The 21,325-nt window shown below is 67.9% G+C and carries 19 protein-coding genes and 1 pseudogene; 9 read left to right on the top strand and 11 right to left on the bottom strand.

Annotated features, from left to right (window positions below; translation table 11 throughout):
* Positions 1-13: 13 nt before the first annotated feature.
* The 6 genes from AVME950_RS00995 to AVME950_RS01020 form a co-directional block, all read right to left on the bottom strand.
* Complete coding sequence (locus AVME950_RS00995; RefSeq protein ID WP_284428415.1) at positions 14-319, bottom strand: DUF3649 domain-containing protein; 306 nt, start codon at positions 317-319, stop codon at positions 14-16.
* Positions 316-1,965, bottom strand: coding sequence for a PepSY-associated TM helix domain-containing protein (locus AVME950_RS01000; protein ID WP_284428416.1), 1,650 nt, complete (start codon positions 1,963-1,965; stop codon positions 316-318). The genes AVME950_RS00995 and AVME950_RS01000 overlap by 4 nt, the downstream gene beginning before the upstream one ends.
* Before the next feature lie 46 nt (positions 1,966-2,011).
* Positions 2,012-4,456, bottom strand: a complete 2,445-nt coding sequence (locus tag AVME950_RS01005) for a TonB-dependent siderophore receptor (protein ID WP_284428417.1) — start codon at positions 4,454-4,456, stop codon at positions 2,012-2,014.
* 163 nt (positions 4,457-4,619) lie between these two features.
* Positions 4,620-5,702 (bottom strand): FecR family protein, encoded by a 1,083-nt coding sequence (locus tag AVME950_RS01010; protein WP_284428418.1) that lies wholly within the window; start codon positions 5,700-5,702, stop codon positions 4,620-4,622.
* A gap of 81 nt (positions 5,703-5,783) precedes the next feature.
* Positions 5,784-6,362, bottom strand: a complete 579-nt coding sequence (locus tag AVME950_RS01015) for a sigma-70 family RNA polymerase sigma factor (protein ID WP_284428419.1) — start codon at positions 6,360-6,362, stop codon at positions 5,784-5,786.
* Between the two features lie 154 nt (positions 6,363-6,516).
* Positions 6,517-7,983, bottom strand: a complete 1,467-nt coding sequence (locus AVME950_RS01020) for a short-chain fatty acyl-CoA regulator family protein (protein ID WP_284428420.1) — start codon at positions 7,981-7,983, stop codon at positions 6,517-6,519.
* 120 nt (positions 7,984-8,103) lie between these two features.
* Here AVME950_RS01020 and AVME950_RS01025 point away from each other — a divergent pair, with 120 nt between their 5' ends.
* The 4 genes and pseudogenes from AVME950_RS01025 to AVME950_RS01040 all read left to right on the top strand — a co-directional run bounded on the left by AVME950_RS01025 (position 8,104) and on the right by AVME950_RS01040 (position 12,026).
* Positions 8,104-8,529: an acyl-CoA thioesterase gene (locus AVME950_RS01025; protein WP_284428421.1), complete on the top strand. Its 426-nt coding sequence runs from the start codon at positions 8,104-8,106 to the stop codon at positions 8,527-8,529.
* Positions 8,526-9,637: pseudogene (gene prpC / locus AVME950_RS01030) on the top strand (bifunctional 2-methylcitrate synthase/citrate synthase). Before AVME950_RS01025 ends, prpC begins: the two are co-directional and overlap by 4 nt.
* Positions 9,638-9,694: 57 nt before the next feature.
* A complete protein-coding gene (locus AVME950_RS01035; protein ID WP_284428422.1) occupies positions 9,695-11,155 on the top strand; it encodes a bifunctional 2-methylcitrate dehydratase/aconitate hydratase in 1,461 nt (486 codons plus the stop codon).
* Between the two features lie 4 nt (positions 11,156-11,159).
* Complete coding sequence (locus tag AVME950_RS01040; protein WP_284428423.1) at positions 11,160-12,026, top strand: isocitrate lyase/PEP mutase family protein; 867 nt, start codon at positions 11,160-11,162, stop codon at positions 12,024-12,026.
* A gap of 70 nt (positions 12,027-12,096) precedes the next feature.
* Here AVME950_RS01040 and AVME950_RS01045 read toward each other — a convergent pair whose 3' ends face one another.
* Both AVME950_RS01045 and AVME950_RS01050 read right to left on the bottom strand, forming a co-directional pair.
* On the bottom strand, positions 12,097-12,822 hold the full coding sequence (locus AVME950_RS01045) for a hypothetical protein (protein WP_284428424.1): 726 nt from the start codon (positions 12,820-12,822) through the stop codon (positions 12,097-12,099).
* A gap of 133 nt (positions 12,823-12,955) precedes the next feature.
* On the bottom strand, positions 12,956-13,387 hold the full coding sequence (locus tag AVME950_RS01050; RefSeq protein ID WP_284428425.1) for an ABA4-like family protein: 432 nt from the start codon (positions 13,385-13,387) through the stop codon (positions 12,956-12,958).
* A gap of 120 nt (positions 13,388-13,507) precedes the next feature.
* Between AVME950_RS01050 and AVME950_RS01055 the strand changes: the two genes are divergently transcribed.
* Complete coding sequence (locus AVME950_RS01055) at positions 13,508-14,191, top strand: TetR/AcrR family transcriptional regulator (protein ID WP_284428426.1); 684 nt, start codon at positions 13,508-13,510, stop codon at positions 14,189-14,191.
* A 47-nt stretch (positions 14,192-14,238) separates the two neighbouring features.
* Here AVME950_RS01055 and AVME950_RS01060 read toward each other — a convergent pair whose 3' ends face one another.
* On the bottom strand, positions 14,239-15,360 hold the full coding sequence (locus AVME950_RS01060) for a sensor histidine kinase (RefSeq protein ID WP_284428427.1): 1,122 nt from the start codon (positions 15,358-15,360) through the stop codon (positions 14,239-14,241).
* Between the two features lie 547 nt (positions 15,361-15,907).
* Between AVME950_RS01060 and AVME950_RS01065 the strand changes: the two genes are divergently transcribed.
* From AVME950_RS01065 to AVME950_RS01075, 3 genes are all read left to right on the top strand, one after another.
* Positions 15,908-16,732, top strand: a complete 825-nt coding sequence (locus AVME950_RS01065; RefSeq protein ID WP_284428428.1) for a DUF2167 domain-containing protein — start codon at positions 15,908-15,910, stop codon at positions 16,730-16,732.
* A gap of 46 nt (positions 16,733-16,778) precedes the next feature.
* Positions 16,779-17,546 carry a hypothetical protein gene (locus AVME950_RS01070; RefSeq protein WP_284428429.1) on the top strand — a complete coding sequence of 256 codons (768 nt, stop codon included), beginning with the start codon at positions 16,779-16,781 and terminating at the stop codon, positions 17,544-17,546.
* Between the two features lie 150 nt (positions 17,547-17,696).
* On the top strand, positions 17,697-18,191 hold the full coding sequence (locus tag AVME950_RS01075) for a 2OG-Fe(II) oxygenase (protein ID WP_284428430.1): 495 nt from the start codon (positions 17,697-17,699) through the stop codon (positions 18,189-18,191).
* A gap of 46 nt (positions 18,192-18,237) precedes the next feature.
* On the opposite strand, the gene AVME950_RS01080 is transcribed toward AVME950_RS01075, so the two are convergent.
* Complete coding sequence (locus AVME950_RS01080; RefSeq protein WP_284428431.1) at positions 18,238-19,188, bottom strand: NAD-dependent epimerase/dehydratase family protein; 951 nt, start codon at positions 19,186-19,188, stop codon at positions 18,238-18,240.
* A 121-nt stretch (positions 19,189-19,309) separates the two neighbouring features.
* Here AVME950_RS01080 and AVME950_RS01085 point away from each other — a divergent pair, with 121 nt between their 5' ends.
* The gene (locus tag AVME950_RS01085; RefSeq protein WP_284428432.1) at positions 19,310-20,209 is read left to right on the top strand and encodes a LysR family transcriptional regulator; all 900 of its coding nucleotides are present in this window, start codon (positions 19,310-19,312) and stop codon (positions 20,207-20,209) included.
* 61 nt (positions 20,210-20,270) lie between these two features.
* On the opposite strand, the gene AVME950_RS01090 is transcribed toward AVME950_RS01085, so the two are convergent.
* Positions 20,271-21,221 carry a class I SAM-dependent methyltransferase gene (locus AVME950_RS01090; protein ID WP_284428433.1) on the bottom strand — a complete coding sequence of 317 codons (951 nt, stop codon included), beginning with the start codon at positions 21,219-21,221 and terminating at the stop codon, positions 20,271-20,273.
* Positions 21,222-21,325 lie beyond the last annotated feature (104 nt).

Consider the following 21,325-nt stretch of genomic DNA (forward strand, 5'->3'; position numbering starts at 1 on the left):
GCGGCCCATGGGGTCACCGCCACCACCAAAGCAGGCCAACGCAGGGCGCTGCCGCCACGCCCAGGCCCAGCCAGGCCCGCGCCGCGCTGCGCGCGCAGAACACCCACAGCGCGATGGCCGCGTACACCGCGAAGCTGAGCAACGTCGCCAGCAGCACGCCATCCGCGCGGCTCCCTCCCCACAGGCGCGGCGCGGCCAGCGCCAGCACGGTGGCAAGCAGGGACGCCACGGCGTACCCGCCCACACACGCGGCCAGCACCCGGCTGGCAACGCCGAGCCGGCCGGCCGAACGCATCGCGGGCCGAAGGGGGCGGCTCATCCCTGCACCCCGCCGTGCGGCGCAGGGCGCCGGGGGGCGCCCGGCACCGCCTTGCGCGCGCCGTGCCAGCCCCGCCCGGTGCGGTACGTGGCCCACGCCAGCGCCGCGCCGAAGGCCAGCGCGATGAACTCCACGCCGGCGCGCTGTCCATCGCCCGCCAGGGCGTAGCGGCCCAGGTGCTGGCCGGTGGTCCAGGCGTTCAGCGCGGGCAGCGCCACGCACAGCGCCGCTGCCGCGCCCAGCTGCTCCACCCAGGCCCGGCGCGGCGGGCGCAGCGCGGCGTGCAGCAGCGTGGCCAGCCAGACCGCCAGGAAGGCCCGGATCTCCCACAGCGCGCGGCCGGGCAGCTCGGCAGGCAGCAGGCGGTTGGCATGGAGGTAGCCAATGCAGGCCACGCCGATGCCTGCCACGGCCGCGACGTTCAGGGCCTCGATGGCGCGGTAGACGCCGGCCGTGGCACGGCCGAACTCATTGCCGCAGGCGCGGCGCCGCTTCACGCTGAACAGCACGGTGCCGGTGGCCACCATCACGGTGCCGAGCAGCCCGCTGGCGAAATACAGCCACTTCATCGGCCAGCCACCGAAGCGGGCGAAGTGCAGCGACTCCATCACGGCGTGCACCTGCTCCGAGGCGAAGGCCGCGTCGGGGTCCGGCCGGCGCACCTGCAGCACGGCGCCGCTCACGCCGTCGAACACCGCGGTGGCCACCGGGTTCAGCAAGGCGCGGCGCTGGCCTGCGCCTGGCTCGGCTTCGCGGGGGCCGAGCACGCGCACCGTGGCATTCGCATCCCCCGGCGCCTCGACCACCACCATGCGCGGTGGCTGACCCGTCAGGTCGCGGGCCCTTTGCAGCAGCGGTGCCAGATCGTGCAAGGCCGCGGGCCGGCCCGTGCGGGGGCGGCGCAGCGCTTCGCCCTCGCCGTGGTGCAACTCGGCCTGGAACCGGGCATGGGCCGACTCGCCGCTGCCGTAGGCCGCTTGTAGTGGCCAGGGCATGTACGAGGTGTAGAAGATCGCCAGCCCGGTGTAGACGATCATGAACAGAAAGGGCAGCGTCAGCACGGCGGTGGCGTTGTGGGCGTCCATCCACGAGCGCTGGCCCTTGCCCGGCCGGAACGTGAAGAAATCCTGAAAGATGCGCCGGTGCACGACCACGCCGGACACCAGCGCCACCAGCATGGCCATCGACACCCAGCCGACCACCCAGAAGCCGAGCGCATTCCACTGCAGCATGTAGTGGAATGACATGAAGTGGCGCCCGCCTTCGGTCGCCCGGCCCCAGGGCAGGGGCAGCACGGCGCCGGTCACCGGGTGCAGCGCGGCCGTCTGGTTGGCACGGCCATCGCGCCACGCCAGCAGCAGGGCATCGCCCGGGCGCTGGGGCAGCTCGATGCGCCAAAAGCGCGCGCCGGGTGCCTGCGCGGCCAAGTGCCGCATGGCCTGGGCCAGCGCATGTGGCACGGCCCCCTGTGTGCCGGCCCCGGCGTCCGCCAGCACGGGCCGGGCCTCCATCCAGCGGGTGATCGGCTCCCGGAACACGCTGAGCGTGCCCGTGAGGAAGATGGCGCACAGCAGCCATCCGCAGACGAGGCCGCACCAGGTGTGCAGCCACGACATGGACTGGCGCAAGTTGCCGTTGCCTTTCATGCGGGCCCCATCCCTGGCCTTTCGCTGCGCGATCGACTGCGCACGGTCAGAAGGCGCCGCGCAGGGTCAGCATCACATTGCGGGGGTCGCCGTAATAGCTGCCGTTGACCAGCGCGGTGACCGAGCTGTAGTAGCGCTTGTCGAAGACGTTGTTGACGTTCAGCGCCGCGGTCCAGTGGCGGTTGATCTGGTACTTGACGAGCGCATTCCACACCGCCCGCCCGCCGTTGGTGGCGCGCACGGCGCCGATCTGGCGGTAGCTGCCGCTTTGCGCGTTGACGCCGCCCCCGAGGGTGATGGCGTTCCACTCGCCCGGCAGCTGGTAGGTGCTCCACAGGCGAAACAGGTGCTTGGGCGTGTAGCTGTTGAAGGACAGGCCCTGGCTGCTCACATCCTTGAGGTACTTGGTCTGGTTGAAGGTGTAGCCGGCGAACAGGTTCCAGTGGCGCGCGACTTCGCCGCTCACCTCGGCATCCAGGCCCTGGCTGCGCACCTCGCCCGTGTCGGTGTAGCAGTAGTAGTCGCTGCGGCAGGTGGGGCTGGTGCTGAAGTCTTCCTGCGCGCGGTTCTTCTGGTCCACGCGGAACAGGGCGAACGAGGCATTCACCTTGCCGTCCATCAGCTCGCCTTTGAGGCCCGCCTCGTAATTGGCGCCCACCATGGGCTTGAGCAACTGGCCCGCCTCGTTCAGTTCGGACTGCGGCTTGAAGATGTCGGAATAGCTCACGTAGGCGGACCATTGCGGGTCGAGCGCGTAGATCAGCCCGGCATAGGGGTTGACCTTGGCGTTCTCGCGGCTGTGGGTGGCCGAGGTGGACGGCGCCGCGCCGGTGGTGACGGTGTCCCAGTCGGTGCGGAACCAGCTGACGCGCGCGCCGACCACCAGCTTGAGCGGGTCGGTCAGCTGCAGGCGCACCGCGTTGTAGAAGCCCAGTTGCCGGGCCTTGCCCTGCCGCGCCTCGCGGGTGCCGGTGTAGATCTCGGCGTCCGTGGGCTCGCGGAAGTCGGGGTTGTAGCTGTTCAGGCCGAAGATGTTGTAGTTGGTCCGAAAGCCGTAGATGGTGTCGTTCGTGGTGTGCGTGTAGTTGACCCCGCTCACCAGTTCGTGCCGCCGGCCGAAGGCGTCGAATTTTCCGGTCAGGTTCGCGTCGATGCCCGAGGTCTCGATGTCGGCGATGGACCGGGCCACGATGTTGGCGCTCTGCATCAGCGCCGGGTTGACCGCCCGGTTGACCCCGGCGTACTTCAGGTCGTGCTCCTCCTTGAGGTGCATCGCCGTGAACTGCAGCTTCCAGTCGTCGTTGAACTGGTGCGCCGCATCGAAGTACAGCCCGCGGTTGGACGACTCCTGCCGGTTCCAGGTGGCGCCCAGGTAGGTCGAGCGGGGCAGGTTCAGGTCGCCGCCGGTGGCGTAGCGCGGCAGACCGTTCATCGAAGGGCGGCCCCGCGTTTCTTCGGAGCTGGCCCCGAAGTTGATGCGCGTGGCGGCCGAGACGTCGTATTCCAGCGTGCCGTACACGGTCGGGCTGCGGCGGTTCACATAGTCCATGAACGAGTGGTGGTCTTCGTAGTCGATCAGCGCGCGGCCGCGCAGCGTGCCCTCTTCGTTCAGGACGCGGCTGGCGTCCAGTTGCGCGCCGTAGCGGTCCCACGAGCCCACGCGGGCCTCCACCGTGGTGGCATTGGTGCCGAGAGGACGCTTGCGCACCAGGTTGACCGCCCCACCGGGGCTGCCTTCGCCCTGCAGCAGGCCGGCAGCGCCGCGCAGGACCTCGGCCCGGTCGATGATCGCCATGCTGGATGAATAGTTGCTCGCCCGCCCGTACATGCCGCGGTTGAGTGGCACCCCGTCGTACTGCACCGTGGTCAGGTCGTAGCCGCGCGAATAGATGTACTTGCCGCCCTGCGGGCTTTGCGCCAGCGTGATGCCGGTGGTGCTGGCGAGCGCGTCGTAGACCGAGGTGATGTTCTGCTCGTCCATCAGCTGTCGCGTGACGACGCTGATCGACTGGGGAATGTCCTTGAGCGCCTGGGCGCCCTTGCCCACCGTGACGGCGCGTGTGGTGTACGAGCCCGTGTGCTCGGTCGCCACCGGGCGCTCGGCCTGGGCCGATACCGTCACGGGCGCGAGCGTGGCCGTGCCTGCGCCTTGCGGCACGCGGCGCACGACCACCGAGGTGCCTTCGATCTCCGCGAACAGCCCGCTGCCCGCCAGCAGGCGGTTGAGCGCCTCGCGGGCGGTGAGGCGCCCTTGCACGGCCGGCGCCACCTTGCCCTCCACCAGTGCGGGCTGCACCATCAGCTCCACGCGCGCCTGCCGCGCCAGCGCATCCAGGGCCTGGGCCAGGGGCTGGGCCGCGATGCGGATGTCCACCGGCACGGATGCCGCAGCCTGCGCACCGGCCCCCGGCTGGGCATGGGTGGGCAAGGCGCCCAGCGCCAGGGCGGCCGCCACAGCCAACGGGGCAGGATGGAAACGAAAACGGGACATGCGAACGATCTCCGGAAGGTTGGGAATAAGAAGCCTTCTCAGGTAGACGCATGGCTTGGCAAAACCCCAACCTGGGTTTTGCGCTTTTTTTCGAAAGGCGATTCAGTGGCTTGTGCCCCCGCGGTCGGGCCGCACGTTCGTGCACGCCTGGCGCAAGGCCGGCTCAGTGCGCCGCGACGATTTCGGTGTGCGGCGCCTCGCCCTGCAGGCGCACCGGCAGCACCTTGGGCAGCGCCTGCCGGAAGTTGTCCAGGCGGCGCGGGTCGAAGGTGCCGGTCATGCGCAGCGCGCCCACGGCCGCATCGCGCACCACGAGGCCGGTCGGCCCGTAGCGCTCGAACTCCGCCAAAGCCTGCGCCAGCGGCACATCGTCGAAGGTGATGCGCCCGTCGCGCCAAGGGGCGACCCCAGCCGTCGCCACCGGGCCGACCGGCGCCATGCGGCCCGCGGCATCGGCCGCCACCTGCTGCCCGGCGGTGAGCACCACCGCGGCCGCGCCAGTCTGCCCGGGTGGGCTCACGGCGCCGCCGGCCGCCGCCACGCGCACCCGTCCCTCCTCCACGGCCACGCGCACGCCGTTGTCGCCGGGCACGCTGGCGGTGTGGCGCACGGAAAACCGCGTGCCCACCACCGTCACCTTCACGGCGCCGGCCAGCACGTCGAACGGCCGGGTGGCGTCGCCCTGCACCTGGAACACGGCGTGCCCCTCGGGCAGGCGCACCTCGCGCCGCTGGCGGTACAGCGCCACCTCCACCCGCGTGGCGGTATCGAGCCGCAGGCGGCTGCCGTCGGGCAGTTGCACGTCCAGTTGCTGGCCGCGTTCCGTCGAGAAGTTCTGCACGAAAACCGGCTGCTGCTGCCAGTGGTCCCAGGCCAGGTAGCTGCCGCCCCCGGCCATGAGCACGACCACCGCCGCCACGGCGGCCTGCGGCATCAGGGCCGACCAACCCTGCAGCCACGCCCTGCGCCCGGTGGGCGCCGGCGTGGGCTTGCGGTCCGCCTGGGCCTGCCCGGCCGCCAGCTGCCGCCGCAATTGCGCCACGCCGGCAGCGGGCAACTGGTCCAGCCGCAGCCAGTCGGCCTGCCAGCGGGCGAATGCCGCCTGCCGGCCCGGGTGCCCGGCCAGCCAGGCCTGGAATTCGGCGTTCTGCTCGGCGCCCTGTTCCCGGTCCAGGCGCGCGAACCACGCCAGCGCCTCGGTATCGAGGTCACTGGACGAGGGGGCCGCGCGGTGGGGATCGGTCATGGACATTTCAAAAGGGTACCTGGCAGTAGACGCACGGCACGGCGCCATCCCAACCTTGCGGATCCAGGAATGGGCAGCGCGTCATCGCGGGCCTTCCGGTAGCGTGGGCTGTGCCGGTGCGCGGGGGGAGCCGCCCAGCCGGTCCTGGCAATCGCGGCAGGCCTGCATGCCCCGCTGGATGTGGCGCTCCACCATGGTCACCGAGATGCCCATGCGGCGCGCGATGTCCGCCTGGGCAAGGCCATCGAACTTGTGCAGGATGAACGCCTCGCGGCAGCGCAGCGGCAGTTCGCCGATGGTAGCCAGCAGCGCGTTCACGGTCTGGGAGGACATGGCCGCCACCTCGGGCTCGCAGGCCCGTGGGCCGGCCAGGGCCTGAGCGGCCTGCTCGAAGCCATCGTCTCCGTCCAGAGGGGCATGCTGGCCGCGCACCGCGTCGCGGCGGTGCTGGTCGATGACGAGGTTGCGCGCCGTGCGGTACAGAAACGCCCGGGGTTCGGCGATGGTCTCGCCCGACTGCTGCACGGCCAGCACCCGCGCATAGCTTTCCTGCGCCAGGTCGGCCGCCATCTCGCGATCCTGGACGGACCCCTGCAGGAACCTCAGCAACTCTCGGTAATAGCGCGCGAACACGGACATCTGAACCAGGGAATGGGCCATGCCCATCGACATGGCCAGACCCCGCGAACGCAGGATCGATGGCGCAAAAGGCAAGTGAAGGCCGCAGTATAGGAGATGCAGTAAATGAGATTCACTTCGAACTGCATGCACCATGTTCGCCGATGCGTTCATCGGCCCGTGCCACGGTGCGCGGCTACCCACGGCCCGCCGTGTCCCCCGCCGGGTACGGGGTGAAGCGGCTTTCGTTCTCGCTCACATCCAGCGGCCGGCCCAGGAATGGGAAGGCCCGTTGCGGACAGCCGATGCGTTCGCACACCTTGCAGCCCATTCCGATGGGCGTGGCGATCTCAGGATCGTCAAGGTCCATGCCGCGTGAGTAGACCAGCCGGGGCGCATGGCGGATGTCGCAGCCCAGGGCCACCGCAAAGGTCTTGCTTGGCGCGCCGAAGCCGCCTTGACCCGTGGAGACCGTCCGGGCGATCCAGAGGTAGCTGCGTCCGTCCGGCATGCGCGCCAGTTGCGGCAGGATCTTGCCGGGCTGCGAAAACGCCTCGTACACGTTCCACAGCGGACAGGTGCCACCCGTCTTCGAGAAATGGAAATGGGTGGCGGACTGGCGCTTGGAGATGTTGCCGGCCCGGTCCACGCGGATGAAGAAGAACGGCACGCCCGGCGCACCGGGCCGCTGCAGCGTGCTGAGCCGGTGGCAGATGGTTTCGAAGCCCACCCCGAAGCGCCGCGCCAGGCGGTCGATGTCGTAGCGCGTGGTTTCGGCGGCCTGCAGAAACACGGCGTAGGGCAGCAGCAAGGCACCAGCGAAGTAGTTGGCCAGGCCGATGCGCCCGAGTGCGCGCGCCTGCGGGTCGTGCCGGAATTCCGGCAGGTCCACCAGCGCATCAAGCAGCGTTGAATGCGCCAGCAGCGCCCACTGCGTGCCCAGCTGGAAGGCGAGCTGGCCGGGGTCGAGCGACGGGGACAGCCGCAACACCTTGCTGCCTGGGTCGTAGCTGCGCAGGTGCGTGCCCATGTCGTCCTGCGATGGCACGGTGCGCACGCCGTGCTGCTGTTGCAGGCGCCGCGCCAGCCAGTCGGACAGCAGTCCGCCCTCGGCCTGCGCCTCGGCGGCCAGCTGCTCGGCGGCGCGGTCGATGGAATCCAGGTAGTTCTGGTGCGAGAGAAAGAAGTCACGCACGCGCTCGAAGGCCATGGGCTGCACGGGTGCAAGGGGGGCCTGGCCGTTGTCCGGCCCCCCTTCTTCCCCCCGGCCATCACCCAGGCGCACGGCGAGTGCCTCCAGCCGCTGCGTGGCTTCGAGGTGGCGCCGGTGCAGCGCCAGCAAGGCACGGCCCACGGCCGGCATCTGCGAGGCGATCTCCCGCAGCTCCGGCAGCGCGACCGACTCGCCCCCGGGGTTGTCCGCCAGCGCCTCCTGCAGGCCCGCCACCATGCGCGCCTCTTCGTCTTCGGAGAACTGCTGCACGTCCACCCCGAGCGTGCGGCTGACCTTGAGCAACACGGCCACGGTGAGCGGCCGCTGGTTCTGTTCCAGCTGGTTCAGGTAGCTGGGCGACAGGCCCAGCGCCTGCGCCATGGCGATCTGGGACAGGCCGCGCTCGGCGCGCAGCTTGCGCAGGCGCACCCCCATGAAGGTTTTCTTCACCGCGTTGCCCGCCACCCAGAAGAAAAATTCGCAGAATTTGCAAACTGGCTGTTTTTCATTCGCAAAGCTTCGCTCTTTCAGTGCTTTATCAATGCGCTCATTGTGCGTAGATTGCGAAGCATGACAACCCCCAGCGGCCCCATTCTCGCGTTCCAGGACATCGTCTTTCCCTGCCAGGCGAACCACCACGGCACGCTGTTCGCAGGCCATGCCCTGCAATCCATGGCCAAAGCGGCGTTCCTGGTGGGACGCAGCGTGGCCCAGCGGGATGTGGTGATGGCCAGCGTGACCGGCATCGACTTCGTGTCGCCCGTACCGGTGGGCCATGTGCTCACGCTGCAGGCCCGCGTGAGCCGGGTCGGCCGCAGCTCGATGACCGTCTGCGTGACCGGCCTGGCGCAGGCCCTGGGCGGTCCGCAGGAGGAGGTGCTTCGGGGGGTGTTCGAAATGGTGGCGGTGGACGCCGCCGGGCGCCCCGCAACCATCCCCCGCTCCGGTGCCGCCCTGCCCACCGACCCCCTCCCCTTTGCAAAGGAAATCGCATGACCCTCGCAACCCCCATCGCCCCCCCCGGCGCCCGCGTCAAGAAATCCGTGGCGCTGTCCGGCGTCACGGCCGGCAACACGGCGCTGTGCTCCGTCGGGCGCACCGGCAACGACCTGCACTACCGCGGCTACGACATCCTCGACATCGCCGAGGTCTGCGAGTTCGAGGAAATCGCCCACCTGCTGGTGCACGGCAAACTGCCGACCACCGCAGCGTCAAGTCGGCGCTGGAGCAGATCCCCGCGCATGCCCACCCGATGGACGTGATGCGCACCGGCGTGTCGGCGCTCGGCTGCACCCTGCCCGAAAAGGACGAGCACCCCACGCCCGGCGCGCGCGACATCGCCGACCGGCTGCTGGCATCGCTCGGCTCGATGCTGCTGTACTGGTACCACTGGTCCACCCAGGGCCGGCGCATCGACGTCGAAACCGATGACGACTCCATCGGCGCGCACTTCCTGCACCTGCTGCATGGCCGCAAGCCGCCGGCGAGCTGGGAGCGCGCCATGCACACCTCACTCAACCTGTATGCCGAGCACGAGTTCAATGCCTCCACCTTCACTGCGCGCGTCATCGCCGGCACCGGCAGCGACCTGTATTCGTCGATCTCGGGCGCCATCGGCGCGCTGCGCGGTCCCAAGCACGGCGGCGCCAACGAGGTGGCCTTCGAGATCCAGAAGCGCTACGACAACCCCGACGAAGCCGAGGCCGACATCCGCCGCCGCGTCGAGGCCAAGGAGGTGGTGATCGGTTTTGGGCACCCGGTCTATACCGTGAGCGATCCGCGCAACGCGGTCATCAAGGGCGTGGCCAAAACCCTGTCCCAGGAGGCGGGATCGACCCGCATGTTCGACATCGCCGAACGGCTGGAGGCCGTGATGCGCGAGGCCAAGAACATGTTCCCCAACCTGGATTGGTTCAGCGCCGTGAGCTACCACATGATGGGCGTGCCCACGGCCATGTTCACGCCCCTGTTCGTCATCGCCCGCACCAGCGGCTGGGCCGCGCACGTGATCGAGCAGCGCATCGACAACAAGATCATCCGGCCCAGCGCGAACTACACGGGGCCCGAAGACCAGGCCTTCGTCGCGCTGGCGGACCGCACCTGAAGCCGCATTGGCGCATCCCACCTTTTCTTTTCACCACTACCCGACACCCCAGCCCCCATGTCCGCGCCCATCAGCAACATCCGCCCCGAATACGACCAGGTCATCGTCGATATCGTCGACTACGCGCTCCGCTACGAGGTGACCTCGGACCTCGCGCTCACCACCGCCCGCCACATCCTCATCGACACCCTGGGCTGCGGGCTGGAGGCGCTGGAGGCGCTGGAGTATCCCGCGGCGCGCAAGCTCATCGGTCCCATCGTCAAGGGCACGTCCGTACCCCACGGCGCCAAGGTGCCGGGCACCCCGTTCCAGCTCGACCCGGTGCAGGCCGCGTTCAACATCGGTGCTTTGATCCGCTGGCTCGACTTCAACGACACCTGGCTGGCCGCCGAATGGGGCCATCCGTCGGACAACCTGGGCGGCATCCTGGCCGTGGCCGACTGGCTCAGCCGTACCGCCGTGGCGGCGGGCAAGCCACCGCTGGTGATGCGCGACGTGCTCGCCGCCATCGTCAAGGCCCACGAGATCCAGGGCGTTATCGCGCTGGAAAACGCCTTCAACCAGGTCGGGCTCGACCATGTGGTGCTGGTCAAGGTGGCATCGACCGCCGTGGTCTCGAAGCTGCTGGGCCTGTCGCGCGACGAGACGCTGGCCGCCGTGTCGCTGGCCTGGGTCGATGGACAAAGCCTGCGCACCTACCGCCACGCACCCAACGCAGGCAGCCGAAAGAGCTGGGCGGCAGGTGACGCCACCAGCCGTGCCGTGCGCCTGGCGCTGATCGCGCAGACCGGGGAGATGGGCTGCCCCTCGGCACTGACCGCGAAAACCTGGGGCTTCTACGACGTGTGCTTCAAGGGCCAGCCGTTCCGCTTCCAGCGCCCCTACGGCAGTTATGTGGCGGAGAACGTGCTGTTCAAGATCAGCTTTCCGGCCGAGTTCCACAGCCAGACCGCGGTCGAAGCCGCCATGGCTTTGCACCAGCAATTGCGGGACGCAGGCAAGACCGTGGACGACGTGCAGCGCATCACCATCCGCACGCACGCGGCCTGCATCCGCATCATCGACAAGCAGGGCCCGCTGAACAACGAGGCGGACCGCGACCACTGCATCCAGTACATGGTGGCGGTGCCGCTGATTTTCGGCCGGCTCACCGCAGCCGACTACGAAGCCGGCGTGGCGGCCGATCCGCGCATCGACGCGCTGCGCGCCAGGATTCATTGCGTGGAAGACCCCCGCTACACCGCCGACTACCACGACCCGGAAAAGCGCAGCATCGCCAATGCGCTGACGGTGGTGTTCAACGACGGCAGCGCCCTGCCCGAAGTGGCGGTCGAATACCCCATCGGCCACCGGCGCCGGCGCGCCGAAGGCATTCCACTGCTGGAGGCCAAGTTCCGCCGCAACCTCGCGCGCAGCTTCCCCCCGAAGCAGCAGGACGCGATCCTGGCGGCCTCGCTCGATGCGCAGACGCTGGAGGCCCTGCCAGTGCACGAATACATCGACCTCTACGTGATCTGACGCCATGGCCCACACCCCACGCAAACACCTGCGCGCACTGGTGGAGGCCCGCCGCGGCGTGCTGGTGCCGGGCGCGTTCAATGCGCTGTCGGCCCGGGTCGTCGAAGACCTGGGCTTCGAAGCGCTCTACGTCACCGGTGCCGGTGTGACCAACATGTGGTTCGGCCTGCCGGACCAGGGCTTCATGGGCCTGCACGAGATCGCCGACCACACGGCGCGCATCCGCGACGCGGTCGCCCTGCCCCTGCTCGTCGATGCCGACACGGGCTTTGGCAACGCGCTCAACGTCCGGCACACCGTGCGCGTGCTGGAACGTGCTGGCGCCGACTGCATCCAGCTCGAAGACCAGGTCGCGCCCAAGCGCTGCGGGCACTTTGCCGGCAAGGAGGTGATCGCCTGCGAAGAGGCGGTCGGCAAAATCAAGGCGGCGGTGGATGCGCGCACCGATCCCGACCTGCTCATCATGGCGCGCACCGACGCGGCCGCGACGCTGGGCCTGGAGGCGGCCATCGAGCGTGCCGAACGCTTCGCGCAAGCCGGGGCCGATCTTCTGTTCATCGAGGCCGTCACCAAAGCCGAGGACATTCGCGCGCTGCCTGGACGCCTGGCCACGCCGCAGCTCATGAACATGGTGATCGGCGGGCGCACGCCCATCGTCGGGGCAGAGGAACTGGGCCAGTTGGGCTACGGGATCGTGCTGTATGCCAATGCAGCGCTGCAGGGCGCGGTGGCCGGCATGCAGAAAGCGCTCACCGTGCTGCGCGAGACGAAGCGCCTCGGCGAAGACCCGGCCTTGGTGGCCTCTTTTGCAGAGCGCCAGCGCCTGGTGGACAAACCCGCTTGGGACGCCCTGGAGCAGCGCTATGTCTGATGCGGCTGGGTAGCCGACTCCCCCTCGCCCGCGCCATGGGTGCACGGTCCTTCGAAGCAGATGGTGCGCGCTATCCGATGAACGCAAGAAACGCATGGCCCTGCAAAGCCTGCACGAACACCGCCAGGACGACAGCGCCGTAGATCGCAGCCACGCCAACGACGCCGCGCTGGCCCAGCCGAAGGAGTGGGCCCAGCATCAGCACCGCGAGCGGGATGGCGTGCATGGCGTGGGTGGCGAAGAAATGCGGCACGCGCAAGTCGCCGGCATGTCGCAGCCAGCCCATCCATGCCATCGCCCCGCTGGTGCCAGGCAGTGCACCGACACGGTGGCTTCCCATCACCGCCATGGTCCCGGCGGTGATCAGCGTGAGCCCGAAAGTCAACAGCAGTCCGGCGACCAGCGCGTGGCGCATGCTCGCGGACAGCGGCTGGGTGCCGGGATGGCGTGCAAGGCCCCATGCAATGGGCAGCACCATGACCAGGAGCACCAGGGAACCCGCACCCATTGCGCTGTAAAGCGCCGCGTCGAAGGCCGTGGCGATGTTGAAATGCGAGCCCACGCCCCGCGCCGACTGCAGCGTGATGATGGCCTGCTCCATGGCGATGGCCAATAGGCCGGCAAAGATCGCCACCCGGAACACCCGCCGCTGTCGCCAAGCCGGGTCGATGAAGGCGGCAAAGCAGCCCAGACTCATGAGGTAGAGGGCAAAGCCGATCGCAAACTTGATCGGCTTCGTCCACAGCGTAAGCCCGTGCCATTCCCGGTCGTCCAGCAGACCGGCCAGCACCAGCACGGGCAGACCGGCCAGCAGCGCGCCACCGAGCCGGACCATTGGGCCATCCCAATCTGCGAGCGACGACCGCCAGGGTGGTCGCAGAGACGGGGTGAATTCAGTAGCGGCAGCCATGGTGCTTGTATCGGACACGTCAGCCTGCCTCGGTCTGGCGCCGTGGCGCGGTGCTGCGCACGATCAGGTACAGGAGAAAGCCGGCCGGGCCGAACAGAAAGGTGGCCGCCAGGCAGGGCAGGACGAGCCAGAACCTGACCGATCGTCGGCGCGCATCCCGCACTTCCCACGCACCGATGGCCAGATCGAAGGCAAGGTAATGCAACCAACCCGCCAGCAGCACCGGCCTGGAAGCGAACAGGCGCGCCACGTCATCGAGCGAAGAAAAGCCGCCCTGCGCTGCGGCGAAATGCGCCAGCATGAGCGCTGTATAGAGCGTGGCAAGCAGCGAAGGAATCACCCAGACCGCCAGGCGGTTCGACCATCGGGGCATGACCGGGCTGGCCACCAGGACCATCCAGCCCAGCAGAGCCAGCCCGGAGGAGATTGAAAAAATGGAGTCCAGTGTCATGGCAGGCTTCAGATGGATTCGGTTAAAAGCATTGAATCTAGGCACTGTAAACATTAATTTATACAGCGTCTAGATAAACTCTGTTTTTTTCACGCCTGACGTTTTTTGGACAAGCAAGACATGCCCACCAGCAAGACACCCGCAGTTGCCACGGCGAAGCGACGCACCCGGCCCGCCCCGGCCCCGCTGCCAGCGCCGCGCGGCTATCACCACGGCGATCTGCGTGCCGCATTGCTCGATGCGGCCGCAGCCGAACTCGACGACAAGGGCATTGCGGGCTTTTCGCTGCGCGGCACGGCACGGCGCGCGGGAGTCAGCCACGCGGCGCCCGCACACCACTTCCCGAACACCGAAGCCCTGCTGTCCGCACTGGCGCATCGGGGCTTTGACCAGTTGTCGGAGGCGATGGAGCGCGAAATGGCGCAAGGCAAACCTGGTCCCCAAGCGCGATTGGCATCCTCTGGAAGGGCCTACGTCATGTTTGCGCGGGCCCATCCGCAGCTTTTCAGGCTGATGTTCTTCGGCCAGCGCCTTCCCCAGGAGCCGACGGAATGCGCACCCCAAGGCCCTGCCAACCCGCTGGCGCTGCTGCGGTCATGCATCGAGGCTGCGCTGGGGCCCGCAGCCTCGCCTGTCGAGGCGGCCACGGCAGTGGCTTCCAGTTGGGGCCTTGTCCACGGCCTTTCCTACCTGTTGATCGAAGGAACTGCAGGCTTCCTGCAGGCCTTTGCCGAAGAGGAACGGCAGGCAATCATCGACCGCGCCATCGACCAACTGGCGTTGGCCATTGGGCCCACCCCATAGCACCAAAGCGCGCGCTACTGCGACCGGGTAGCGCGCGCGCAGGGGCCTCAGGCCGCCTTCGAAGATTTTGGCAACACCATCTTGAACCGGATGACGCCGTCCGCCGTCGAGGCGGTCACCTCGCCCTGGTGCGCCTTGGCAATCTCCCGCACGATGAACAAGCCCAGGCCCAGGTGCCCCGACGAAGCCCCTGAAGGGCTGGCGTTGCGTCGCAAGGGGTCGAACAAGGTATCGAGCACTTCCGGGGCAATTGGATCGGACAGGTTCTCCGTGGTGATCTCCACCGCTGCCGCTTGCCCTACGACGATCACGGCGACTTCGCTGCCCTCCGGACTGTGCTGGGCTGCGTTCGATACCAGGTTGGAGACCGCCTGCCGCACACGCGACGGGTCGAAGTCGCCCCGGGCATCACCCGTGATCTGCCAGCGAATCCGGCGCTTGGGAAAAGCCTGCTGCAGCATCTCTAATTCTTCCTGGCAGGCCGCGCCCAAGTCGACCGCCTGGCGATGCAGCGGCGTGCCCACGCCCAGCGTGGCCTTGTTGTATTCCAGCAGTGAGTCGAGCAGCACATTCAGGTGGCGGCCATTGCGCAGCAATGCGCCGACCAGATAGGTCGCCTGCTCAGGGTTCTGGCTCCCGACCCGCTCCAGCAATTGCGCGGTCAGCAGCATGGCGTTCAGGGGACCACGCAGGTCGTGGCCCAGCACGCCGAGAAAGATATGCCGCCACTTGGCGACCTCAGCCGCATGGAACGCCACCGACTCCGCGACCGCCTGGTCGATGGCTTCGTTGAAGCGCACCGTGTCGTCCATCGCGAAGGCGGTCGGCTGGCCGGATTCCATCCACAGGCGCAGCACGCAGGAGCGAATCACGCGGTACTCCGCCACCAGCTGCTCTATGTCCAGTCCGATGCGGGCCCGCAGCGTGCCATGGGACTGCGCGGCGGACTCCTCGGCAGGGGGCGCGGCATGCCCCAGGGATTTGTCGATGGACTGCTCCCGGCTTTGCGGCTGCTCCAGGTCCAGTGCGATGGCGTCCAGCACCAGCGGAAGGTGATTGCGCAAGACGCTTGCAGCCGAGCCCTGCAGCGCGGGGATGCGGGTCGCGTAGGCAAATGACTCGGCGAGGATTTCTTCCCGAGCGTGGCGAATGAACTGCGCAAGGCGCATGGCAATACTCCTATCGGCCTTAACGATAAGTAACGTGGTGGTTACCGAGACAAGATGAAGCCGAGCGCGGGGTGGTGTCGATGGGCACCGTGACTGCGCAGGCCTGCTCTGCGAACCGCCGATGATTTGAAATCCTGTTCGGTCCGCGCAGGCCAGCTTACGATGGCCGGCGGGGGCTGCCGCAGGCGCCCTGCGGCCATTTCGATGTAGTCATTCTTGACCTCGTGCCGAATGAAATGCCCCCTCTGCCGCTGGCCTGATCGAGTGGCGTTGCAGCAGTGGCTCAGCGCAGCGCGAGGGCATTCCGGATTTCGACAACGCCCTGACGCAACCCTTCGATGCCGACCGGATCATGGCCATCTTCGTGCCCTGTCCGGTGCGGTTGGTTGGTGCGGCGCACCGGGTACATTTGCCGTGGCGCCGGGCGGGAGAGGTGTCTGCTCCAGCCACGGGCTGGGCGGAAGGCCTGTGCGCACACTCCAAAAACCAATTCATAACAGGGTAAGAAATGATCAAGTCGTTGGCTACGGCCATCTTGGGCATCAGCATGTCCATGGCCCTTTGGGCCCAGGCGCCGGAATCACAGCAGCGCCAGGAAAAACTCGCGGAGCAAGTCAAGGCACTGCACTGGATCGACCAGGGCCAGGGCGAAATCGGCAGCAACGCCACGGTCAAGATCCCGAAGGGATACGCCTTTTTGGACGACAAGGACACGGCCAAACTGCTGCAGCTGTATGGCAATCCGCCCACGCCGAACCATTACCTGATCGCCCCGCGCTCGCTGGACTGGTTCGCGGTGTTCTCGTTCGACGACACCGGCTACATCAAGGACGACGAGAAAATCAATGCCCCCGAACTGCTGTCGTCCATCAAGGCGGCCGATGCAGAGGGCAACCAGCAGCGCAAGAAGCTGGGCATGGAGGCCCTGTACACCGAGGGCTGGCAGGTCGAGCCGCACTACGACGCGCAGAGCAAGCGCCTGGAATGGGGCCTGCGCCTTCGCGATGAAAGCGGCCACCAGGCGATCAACTACACCTCGCGCATCCTGGGCCGCACCGGCGTGATGAGCGCCATCCTCGTGTCCGATCCCGAAAACCTCGCGAAGGACACCGAGCAGTTCAAGCAGGTGCTCACCGGATTCAACTACAACAGCGGCCAGACCTACGCCGAATTCAAGAACGGCGACAAGCTCGCCAAGATCGGCCTGGGTGCGCTGGTGCTGGGCGGCGCAGCGGCCGTGGCGTCCAAGAAGGGTCTGTGGACGGTCATCGGCGGTTTCATCGCCGCGTTCTGGAAGTTCCTGCTCGTCGGCGTGGCCGCTGTCTTCGGTGCCATCGGCAAATTGTTCGGCCGCGGCAAGAAGGAAGCCTGAGCACCGCGCCCGCTACGGTCCCCTCGCCGCCAACCTCTGACACCCCGTGTTCACGCTGCTGGGCCCCGAAGCGCAGGTGATGCTGGCCATCTGCGCCTTCTACGCGTATGACGCCTGCGTGCCGCTGGCCGCAGATGCCGGCTTGCTGCGCCGGGGCCGGCGGGTTTGGCACGGGCTGCTGGCGACGCAGGGTTTCGAGGTCCGCTGGGCCTACCTGGCCTGGCCTGCCTTGCTGCTGCCGCACCAGCCCGTCTACACCCTGCGGTGGGACGCGGAGCGTGTCCACCTGCCGGGCGATGCGCGGGCGATCGAGGGCCTGCGCCAGCACGCCACGGGTTTCGCTGGCTTCGCGTGGCCGCTGTATGGCCTCGGGGCCACCTTGTTCATGCTGCTGCCTGCGGCGCTGTTCCTCTGGCCGAGCGAAGCCGCGCAACTGGGCTGCCTCGCGCTGATCTACGGGTTTGCGTTCTGGATCGCGCTGCTGGCCCTGCGGCAGGGGCGGCGCGGCCATACGCCACGGCACACCGCGCGCTCGGTGGCGGTGCAGGCCATCCTGTGCCCGCCGTTTGCGCTCAACGCCGTGCGCAAGCTGTCGGCAGCCTATTCGCCCCCTTGCGATTGGCTTCAGGCTGCCCATGCCGTGCTGGAGCCGGGTGCGTGGCGCGACCTGGCGGAGCGCGCGCAAGCCGTCGTCGAAGCGGGCATGGACCAGGCGCAGGCCGAGGACAACCCCCAGACGCTGCAGCGGCTCAGCGCAGCCCTTGACGAGCTGCAAGCCAGCATCGCCGCCAGTGCGGATGGGCATGTGCAGTAGCCCAAAGCCGGCATCTCCACGCACTGTGAGACCATCGAAGCACGCAGTCTGCGCGCTGGTCTTCGGCTGCGCTTCAGACGTTTTTTTGGCGGAGATCGAACCATGCATCGGGTGACACTGAGTCCTCGCGTTTTCACCATCCCCCAGTTTTTGACGCCCGCCGAATGCGGTCAACTCATCCAGCTGGCTGAGGACACGGGTTTCATCGCGGCGGAAGTGCGCACCCACGGTGGACCCCGACCCCTGCCCCAGGTGCGAAACAACCAGCGCACGATGGTGGAAAGCCCTGACTGGGTGGCGCTGCTGTGGCACAGGCTGTCGCAGTTGGAACTGCCGGAGATCGAGGGTGCCCATGCGGCGGGCCTGCCCAAGGACCTGCGCTTCTACAAATACGCGCCCGGCCAGCGGTTCAAGATGCACAAGGACGGCCCATGGCATGAAGGCGGCCTGAGCAGCGCGCTCACGTTCCTGGTGTACCTGAACGAAGGCTTCGAGGGAGGCGCCACCAACTTCAAGACCTTCCAGGTACAACCCAGGCAAGGTACGGCCCTCGTGTTCATCCACGACACCTGGCACGAAGGCGGCACGCTGGTGGAAGGCACCAAGCACGTGCTGCGGTCGGATGTGCTGTACGCCAAGGGCTAGGCCATCTTCTGAACCGCTTGGATGCCCTGCATGAAAGATGCAGGCATCAGCCCCCGCGCCCTGCCGCGGCCGCCAGCGTTTGCCGGATGCCTTGCGCATAAGGCGTCTTGTGGATCGGCCCCAGCAGTTGCTGCAGGGCCGAGTCGTCCATGAGCACCGGGTCGGTGAGCAGGTAGTGCATCTCCACCATCTCGCGCATGAACGGGTTGAACAGGCCGATCAGGCGCAGCATGGTCTTGCCCACCACCCTGCGCTTGAGCACCCTGCCGGTCTGGCGCTCCATTTCGGACACCATTTCACGCTGCGTGGTCACGCCGGCTCCGCCCAGGTTCCAGATCTTGCCGAATGCCGCAGGAGTGTTCGCCATCTGGACGACCACCGGGCCCACATCCGGCACGTAAACGAACTCGTGCGGGCGGTCGATGGGCCCCACCATGTCGGCGGTGCCGCCCTGCACGGCGGCCTGCGCAGCCCCATGCAGCAGGCTGGCCTGCACGCCGGGGCCATAGAAATCCGGCAGGCGCAGCACCGTGGCGCGGATACGGCCCTCGGCATGGGCTTGCATCACCAAGTCTTCCTGTGCCTTGCGCATTCGGCCCTTGAACGTGTGCGGCGCCCGGGGGTGGTCTTCGCGCACCGGCTGTGTCCGCGGGCGGCCGTACGGATACACCGTGCCGATGAGAACGATGTTCCGGACGCCGGCCGCGATGGCGCCCGCCAGCGTCTTGCGCATCACGTCCGGGTGCAGCCCGAACTGCCAGTAGTTCACACCCACCATGTAGACCAGCGTCTCCACGCCCGACGCGGCCGCTTGCACCGAAGCCGGGTCGTCGGGATTCCAGGTCATGATGTCGGCCAGCGGATCGGTGCCGAAAGCCTGGCTCAGGCTGGATCGGGTCCGGCCGACGACGCGATAGGGCTGGCCTTTGGCGCGAAGCGCAGCGGCGATGCTTTGTCCAATGGCGCCTGCGGCGCCGAAGAGTGCGATGGGGGGCATGGTGATGTCCTGCTGAATCTGGACCGCCGGTACTTCAGCGGTGCGAGCCTGCAGTTTGCGAGCGGAGTGGGTCAAAGAAAATTGCCTAAAATCGCATCCCCACTATTCATCAATGCATACCATGGCCGATCCCGAACCGAGTTGGGAGTGGTACCGGACCTTCCTGCAGGTGCTGGAAACCGGTTCGCTGTCAGCGGCCGCGCGGGCGATGGGCTTGACGCAGCCCACCGTCGGCCGCCATGTCGACAGCCTGGAAAACGCCCTGGCATTGAAGCTGTTCACGCGCTCGTTCGATGGGTTCAAGCCCACCGAAGCCGCGTTGGAACTGCAACCCTATGCGGCCGGCCTGGCGTCCACCGCGGCGGCGCTGCGCCGCGTGGCCAGCAGCCATGGATCCGGCGTGCGCGGCACGGTGCGCCTCACGGCCAGCGAGATCGTCGGGGTCGAGGTGCTGCCCCCGATCCTGTCGGCCCTGCGCAGCGCACACCCGCAACTGACCATCGAGCTGGTGCTGTCGAATGCGGCGGACGACCTCCTGCACCGGGAGGCCGACATTGCCGTGCGCATGTTCCAGCCCACGCAGGAGGCCCTGGTGGCCAGGCGCATCGGCGCTGTGGAACTGGGGCTGTATGCGCACAAGCGCTATCTGGCGGCCCATGGCGTGCCGAAGTCGATGGACGATCTGGCCGGCCACGCGATGATCGGGTTCGACCACGAGACGCCTTTTCTGCGCAGGATGCAGGCGCAATTCCCGGTGTTCGCTCGCCCCGGGCTCGCGTTTCGGGCAGACAGCGATCTGGCGCAACTGGCAGCGATCCGGGCAGGCTTCGGCATCGGCGCCTGCCAGGTCGGGTTGGCGGCCCGGGACAGGTCGCTGGTGCGCGTGCTGCAGCCGGCGTTTTCGCCCGCGCTGGACACCTGGATCGCCATGCATGAGGACCTGCGCGAGAGCCCGCGCTGCGCTGCCACCTTCGCCGCGTTGGCGGCGGGCCTCACGCGCTACATCCAGAGCGGCGGCTGAAGCGGCCCGCCCACGAGGCGATTCGGCCACCCGCGCAGGGGCATGGGCCTTCTACCGGGCTTCAATCCGGCGCCTTGTACACCAGCACCTTCAGGGCCCGCTCCGCCTGCACGTCCGCGAACACTGCGGGGTTGGCCAACCGCTCCACCAACGCCAAGTCGGGCGCCAGCGCCTGCATCTGCCCTTGCAGAAAATCCAGGCCCAGCTCCGGCGCATTCAGGCACAGCAGCGCGTGCCCGCCCGGCGCCAGCAGGTCCGGCAGCCGCCGCATGAGCCGCGCGTAGTCCTTGGTGGCGACGAAGCTGCCCTTCTGGTAGCTGGGCGGGTCCACGATCACCAGGCCGTAGGGGCCGCCGCGCGTGATCTTGCCCCAGGTGCTGAAGATGTCATGGGCCAGAAAGCCTGCGCCCGTGGTCAGTCCATTGAGCTGGTGGTTCTGCTGCCCGATGGCGATGGCGCCGTGGCTCATGTCCACGTTCACCACCTGCCGGGCGCCCGCCTGCAGTGCCACCACCGAAAACGCGCAGGTGTAGGCGAACAGGTTCAGCACCTTGGCACCGCGCGGTTCGCGTGCCTGGTGCGCTGCGACGCATTGCCGAACCCAGCGCCGGCCTTCCGCCATGTCCAGGAACAGGCCGTGGTTCTGCCCCTTGAGCACGTGCACGCGAAAGCGCGCGCCCTGCTCCGTGACCACATGCGGGTCCGGCACGGCGCCTGCCATCAGCCTGGTTTCTGCGCGGCCCTGCAAGCGCAGTGGCTCGTGGCGGCACTGGAACACCCAGTTCAGCGGCTCGCCCGGCGCGATCGCCTCCCATCGGCTTTGCAATGCGGCGCCGACGGTGGCGAGGTCTTCTTCGGCCACGGGCTGGAAGCTGGTGAGCACGAAGACCGGCGGGTAGGCATCCAGCGACCAATGTTCGCAGCCGGGAAACCGGCCGCCGCGTCCGTGGAAGATGCGCTGGGCGTCCGTGGGGAGGGCCATCGTGGCGATGGCGTCAAGCAAGGGTTGCATGGTGCGATTGTGGCAAAGAAACCAGGGCGAAAAGCCCTCCGCCGCTTGCCGATCCGAACCTACCAGCTACCAATTCCATAGCAACCGCCATCCCTGGCGTGCCC

Origin of the sequence: Acidovorax sp. SUPP950 (assembly GCF_030158935.1) — a bacterium.
In the GTDB taxonomy this organism is placed as follows: Bacteria; Pseudomonadota; Gammaproteobacteria; order Burkholderiales; family Burkholderiaceae_C; genus Paracidovorax.

What these genes read in the sequence shown, in the direction of transcription:
- AVME950_RS00995 (WP_284428415.1), bottom strand. Translation starts at nt 319, where the DNA reads ATGAGCCGCCCCCTTCGGCCCGCGATGCGTTCGGCCGGCCGGCTCGGC.
- AVME950_RS01000 (WP_284428416.1), bottom strand. Translation starts at nt 1,965, where the DNA reads ATGAAAGGCAACGGCAACTTGCGCCAGTCCATGTCGTGGCTGCACACC.
- AVME950_RS01005 (WP_284428417.1), bottom strand. Translation starts at nt 4,456, where the DNA reads ATGTCCCGTTTTCGTTTCCATCCTGCCCCGTTGGCTGTGGCGGCCGCC.
- AVME950_RS01010 (WP_284428418.1), bottom strand. Translation starts at nt 5,702, where the DNA reads ATGACCGATCCCCACCGCGCGGCCCCCTCGTCCAGTGACCTCGATACC.
- AVME950_RS01015 (WP_284428419.1), bottom strand. Translation starts at nt 6,362, where the DNA reads ATGGCCCATTCCCTGGTTCAGATGTCCGTGTTCGCGCGCTATTACCGA.
- AVME950_RS01025 (WP_284428421.1), top strand. Translation starts at nt 8,104, where the DNA reads ATGACAACCCCCAGCGGCCCCATTCTCGCGTTCCAGGACATCGTCTTT.
- AVME950_RS01035 (WP_284428422.1), top strand. Translation starts at nt 9,695, where the DNA reads ATGTCCGCGCCCATCAGCAACATCCGCCCCGAATACGACCAGGTCATC.
- AVME950_RS01040 (WP_284428423.1), top strand. Translation starts at nt 11,160, where the DNA reads ATGGCCCACACCCCACGCAAACACCTGCGCGCACTGGTGGAGGCCCGC.
- AVME950_RS01050 (WP_284428425.1), bottom strand. Translation starts at nt 13,387, where the DNA reads ATGACACTGGACTCCATTTTTTCAATCTCCTCCGGGCTGGCTCTGCTG.
- AVME950_RS01055 (WP_284428426.1), top strand. Translation starts at nt 13,508, where the DNA reads ATGCCCACCAGCAAGACACCCGCAGTTGCCACGGCGAAGCGACGCACC.
- AVME950_RS01060 (WP_284428427.1), bottom strand. Translation starts at nt 15,360, where the DNA reads ATGCGCCTTGCGCAGTTCATTCGCCACGCTCGGGAAGAAATCCTCGCC.
- AVME950_RS01065 (WP_284428428.1), top strand. Translation starts at nt 15,908, where the DNA reads ATGTCCATGGCCCTTTGGGCCCAGGCGCCGGAATCACAGCAGCGCCAG.
- AVME950_RS01080 (WP_284428431.1), bottom strand. Translation starts at nt 19,188, where the DNA reads ATGCCCCCCATCGCACTCTTCGGCGCCGCAGGCGCCATTGGACAAAGC.
- AVME950_RS01085 (WP_284428432.1), top strand. Translation starts at nt 19,310, where the DNA reads ATGGCCGATCCCGAACCGAGTTGGGAGTGGTACCGGACCTTCCTGCAG.
- AVME950_RS01090 (WP_284428433.1), bottom strand. Translation starts at nt 21,221, where the DNA reads ATGCAACCCTTGCTTGACGCCATCGCCACGATGGCCCTCCCCACGGAC.